A 5,037-nucleotide genomic window follows, 5' to 3' on the forward strand; every position below is an offset into this window, starting at 1 on the left:
AGAAAATTAAAACCAAAAAAAAGGCTTCGGCTTAGTCCGTGTTCGAAAAGGCTCTGCTCCTTTTCTTCCCGTACTAATCCTAGCCAAAACCGTTGGGCTTCATAAAAAAATTCTTAAAACGAAACATAATTGTAACGAATTAGTTACATTTGTAATATGAGAGAAATAGATATTACAGAGGAATGTCTTGAATTTATAGATAATCAGGATAAAAGAGTTTCATTGAAATTTTTCCAACTCTTAGAAGTTATTGGTGAAGTGAAAGTTGTTAACTCTAACTTTCTGAAAAAACTCCAATCAACACAATTCTATGAACTGAGAATTAAAGCTGGAAACGAATACAGAATTGTAATATTTGCTATCGATCATTTGAATTTTGCTGAATGTAATAAAGCTGTTTGTCTTTATGGCTTTCAGAAAAAATCAACGAAAGATTATAACAAAGCGATAAAACAAGCTGAAAGAATTTTAGTCGAATATTTAAAAGAACAATAGTCATGGGAAAATCAATAAATGCAAAAAAATTAATAGCTGAAAGATTTGGAAAAGAAGGAACTAAAGAGCGTGATCAATTTAGAGAAGAAGCTTTTTCTTATTATTTTGGAGAAATTATAAAAAACAGAAGAAAAGAACTTCATATGAGTCAAGAAAATTTAGCTGAAAAAGTTGGAAAAAAAAGACCATATATTTCGAGAATTGAAAATGGTGAAGATATTAAATTATCAAATTTTGCTTTGTTAGCGAATGCTTTAGGTTTATCAATTCAATTAACAACTGAATAAAATTACGAAAGCCCAACACCGGCTAAACTTCATGCGGGTTTTGTGCTTACTTCAAAGTTTTGTGTATATTTACTAAGTCGCCAAATCTTGTTGATTTGGCTTTGTGAAACCAAAGAAACAAATCCAAACAAAAAGCTTCGGCTTAGTACGTAATCGAAAATCTTGTCGATTTTCAAGCCCGCACAAAGCCTAGCCAAAACCGTTGGCAAAAAGTTAATATTTATGAGAAATAAGCACAGTAAAAACAGAATAATCATTGTTGGAAACGGTTTAGATATATCTCATAAACATCTAACAAAATATTCTGACTATGCTGAACACTTAATAACTCAAAAAATAGCAAAAAAACTGATTGATGTTATTAGAAATCAAGATTATCATAATAACCAATTATTTAACTCAATCGCACTAAAAAATTTCCAATTAAAAACACCTATTTCTCCTAATAAGAAAAATTATTATGATATAATTTATTTTCTTTCAATTGAAAATAAATTAAAAGAATTATCAATTTTTTTATCTAAATATTCTGAAAATTTAGATAAATTAATAAATAATAATTTTTTAATTAATCTTTATAAAAGTTCACATACAAATTGGTTTGATATTGAGAATGCATATTTCAGAGAATTAGTATCTCTAAAAAATTCTTATAAAAATCCTAGTATTAAAAAACAAGTAATAATAAAAAGAGTTGAAAAATTAAATTTAGAATTTGACTACATAAAAAATGAACTTTTACAATATTTGAAATCTATAAAAATAATTAAAAATCAAGATTTTACTAGCTTTTTCTATAAATACATTGAGGATAAAAGTATTGAAAATATCTATATTATAAACTTTAATTACACAAATACAATAAATCAATATTTTGAAAGATTTAAACTTGAAAAAAATATTATTATAAATAATATACATGGTAGCCTTGAAACTGGTAAGATAATCTTCGGATACGGAAACGATCAAAATCAAGACTATAAAGAAATTAAAGATTTAGAAGAAAATGAATTCTTGAAAAACTTTAAAACTTTTGAATATTTGAGTAATGGGAATTATCAAAAAGTATATGAAAATATGCTAGACATTTATGCCGATTATGAAGTTGATATTATTGGACACTCACTTAGTCTATGTGACAAAACTTTACTTCAAGAAATATTTGATTCTGAAAAATGTAAAAAAATAAATTTGTTTAAACGTTTAGATTGTCAAAATGAAAAACAACAGAAAATACTTTTTAATGAATTATTATATTCTGCTAGTAGAATTATTAGTAATGAAAAAACAATGAGAAAAAAAATAAAAAATTTTGAAGATTCTATCACCTTTCCATAATTGAAAAACCATTTGCCAACACCGGCTAAACTTCATACGGGTTTTGTGCTTACTTCAAAGTTTTGTGTATATTTACTAAGTCGCCAAATCTTGTTGATTTGGCTTAGTTAAAACCAAAGAAACAAATCCAAACAAAAAGCTTAGGCTTAGTACGTGTTCGAAAATCTTGTCGATTTTCAAGCCCGCACAAAGCCTAGCCAAAACCGTTGCCAAACATTTGAAAATGAAGAGTTTTAAAATTTTCACACTAGTAAAAAACAACATTTTTAATATCGATTTAATAATATCATTATCCTTTATTGTTTCAATCAGTTTGGTCTTTCTAATCAATAAAAAAAATGAATTTTATTATTTATCGATAATTTTTCTCATTATAAATCTAATAACAATAATTACCATTTCGTTGATAAATAATTTTAGATATCAAAAGTTAAATGGAAAATTTGATGGAGAATTAATATTTCTTGAGGATAAAATAATTCTAGATAAAACGACAATACTAATTTCTGATATAAAAAATATTTATATCCATATTGAAGACTATAAAGGGAAATATCTTTGGCGAAAAACATTAAAACCTAAACTACAGCAAGGAGTTAAAAACTTTATCAAGATTGAATTATTAAACGAAAATACTATTGTGAAATATTTTCTTCAAAATGAAAAAAATGAAATTATCAAGATTTCTAATATTTTAGAGAAATATTATTTAAACAAGAAAATTCACTTTTTACACTTAATTGAATTATTAGGAATTAACGATTATGATGAAATCCAAAAAATAAAAATAAAACTGAAAAACTAAATATTGTAATTGAAGTTAAACATCTTATAAAAAACGTTAGGCAACACCGGCTAAACTTCATGCGGGTTTTGTGCAAACTTCAAAGTTTTGTGTATATTTACTAAGTCGCCAAATCCTTTTCGATTTAGCTTTTTGACATAAAAATAAAAATTAAACAAATCCAAACAAAAAGCTTCGGCTTAGTCCGTGTTCGAAAATCTTGTCGATTTTCAAGCCCGCACAAAGCCTAGCCAAAACCGTTGCCTAAAATATTGAAATGAAGTTTTCAGAAAGAATAAAAATAATAAAAGCAAAAGAATCTATTCAAATAAACTCTATTGATGAAGACTTGAAAAATAAAATATGGAATGTTTTTCATTTGTATTACATAGAAGAATTAAAAGAAAGATATATAATATATTGTTACAACTTTGAATACATAAAAGACTTGTGGCATAATTTTTTTAAAAAGCCTATTGACACAATACCAAATGAAACAAATAAAGTTAAAGTACAACTAAGAAAATGGTTCTTCGAATGTGAGTGGTATGAAATATATGATTTTATTGAGTACTCTCTTAAAAGTGTTCATTTTGACAAAGAAGCAATCATCATCAATTATAATGAAGTTTTAGAAAGTGAAATTTCAGGATATCGATTTATAAATGAGGTTTTATCCCCAATAACTAATATCTCAGAAATAAATGAAATTGATGAAGCTATTTCCATAGCAAAAGAAAATAACATGATCGGTGTTAATACCCATTTAGAAAATGCATTAAGAATGCTTTCTGACAAAACAAGTCCTGATTATAGAAATTCTATAAAAGAATCTATTTCAGCTGTAGAATCAATTGCTAAAACCTTATCTAAAACTAATAAAAACAGTCTTGGAAGTGCTCTTGATAAAATAAAAGGTCAAATTAATTTACATCCAGCTTTGGAAAGAGGATTCAAACAAATATATGGATATACAAGTGATGGTGATGGTATACGACATGCTTTAATGGAAGAAGCTAATTGTCACTTTGAAGATGCAAAGTATATGTTAGTTTCATGTAGTTCATTTGTTAATTATCTTATAGCAAAAGGTAATAAGACAAATTTACTTGAATAAAAAATACATTAGGCAACACCGGCTAAACTTCATGCGGGTTTTGTGCTTACTTCAAAGTTTTGTGTATATTTACTAGGTCGCCAAATCTTGTTGATTTGGCTTTGTGAAACCAAAGAAACAAATCCAAACAAAAAGCTTCGGCTTAGTACGTGTTCGAAAATCTGGCCGATTTTCAATCCCGCACAAAGCCTAGCCAAAACCGTTGTGTGTAATGCAAAAACCTAAAAATTCAATAAGGTATTAGAATATTAAAGACAAATGAATAGAACTGAAACTCTGAATGAAAATTTAATTAAAGTGAAAACTAAGATTTACGATAAATGCACTTTAGAGATTTCAAAAATCAATAACGAACTTGAAGGAACGGAATATGATGCTTGTCAATTCGAACTGAACGGAATGAAAATTATTTGTAGAAGTTCTAAAATAACGCCTAAAAAAGTTGGTCAATTTGTAACATTTTGGAAACGTAATATAAAAGGAATTACCGAACCTTATTCCGAAACTGACCGAATCGATTTTTATGTAATAAACGTAAAATCTGAAAATCGTTTTGGACAATTTGTATTCCCGAAATCTGAATTGATTAATAAAGGGATTATAACAACTGAAAAAAAAGACGGAAAAAGAGGATTTAGAGTTTATCCAAAATGGGACAAAACACAAAATAAACAGGCAGAAAAAACTCAAAAATGGCAACTGAATTATTTTTATGAAATGAATGATTCAACGGACTTTAAAAAGGTAACGGAATTGTACGAAAAAGAATAAACACTACACACAACAATGTGTATAAAACATAGCTAGTAAGTGCTAAACCGAAAGTTCAGTGCTTTCTACTAAGTCCGCCAAATCACAGATTTGGCTAAGTGATAATCAGAAACTTATCGTATATTTATACGCTACGTTTCATACACTAAACGTTAGCAACAATAAAAAATGGAAATCAGAAAACTACTTTTAGGATTATTCCTATTAAAAGATGAATTGGACTATTTCCATCAATCTTTAAGTAG

At 27.0% G+C, this 5,037-nt stretch carries 6 protein-coding genes; all 6 read left to right on the top strand.

What is annotated here, in order from left to right; all coding sequences use genetic code 11:
* The first annotated feature begins 156 nt into the window (after positions 1 to 156).
* Complete coding sequence (locus GGR97_RS15055; RefSeq protein ID WP_167899352.1) at positions 157 to 495, top strand: type II toxin-antitoxin system RelE/ParE family toxin; 339 nt, start codon at positions 157 to 159, stop codon at positions 493 to 495.
* A gap of 2 nt (positions 496 to 497) precedes the next feature.
* Positions 498 to 782, top strand: coding sequence for a helix-turn-helix domain-containing protein (locus tag GGR97_RS15060; RefSeq protein ID WP_167899353.1), 285 nt, complete (start codon positions 498 to 500; stop codon positions 780 to 782).
* 222 nt (positions 783 to 1,004) lie between these two features.
* On the top strand, positions 1,005 to 2,120 hold the full coding sequence (locus GGR97_RS15065; RefSeq protein ID WP_167899354.1) for an AbiH family protein: 1,116 nt from the start codon (positions 1,005 to 1,007) through the stop codon (positions 2,118 to 2,120).
* Positions 2,121 to 2,343: 223 nt separating this feature from the next.
* Complete coding sequence (locus tag GGR97_RS15070) at positions 2,344 to 2,925, top strand: hypothetical protein (protein WP_167899355.1); 582 nt, start codon at positions 2,344 to 2,346, stop codon at positions 2,923 to 2,925.
* A 256-nt stretch (positions 2,926 to 3,181) separates the two neighbouring features.
* Entirely contained in the window at positions 3,182 to 4,021 is an 840-nt protein-coding gene (locus GGR97_RS15075; RefSeq protein ID WP_167899356.1) for an AbiJ-NTD4 domain-containing protein, read from the top strand.
* A gap of 297 nt (positions 4,022 to 4,318) precedes the next feature.
* Positions 4,319 to 4,792 (top strand): MepB family protein, encoded by a 474-nt coding sequence (locus GGR97_RS15080; protein WP_317165759.1) that lies wholly within the window; start codon positions 4,319 to 4,321, stop codon positions 4,790 to 4,792.
* Positions 4,793 to 5,037 lie beyond the last annotated feature (245 nt).

This window comes from Wenyingzhuangia aestuarii, from assembly GCF_011927765.1.
GTDB classification, from domain to species: Bacteria; Bacteroidota; Bacteroidia; order Flavobacteriales; family Flavobacteriaceae; genus Wenyingzhuangia; species Wenyingzhuangia aestuarii.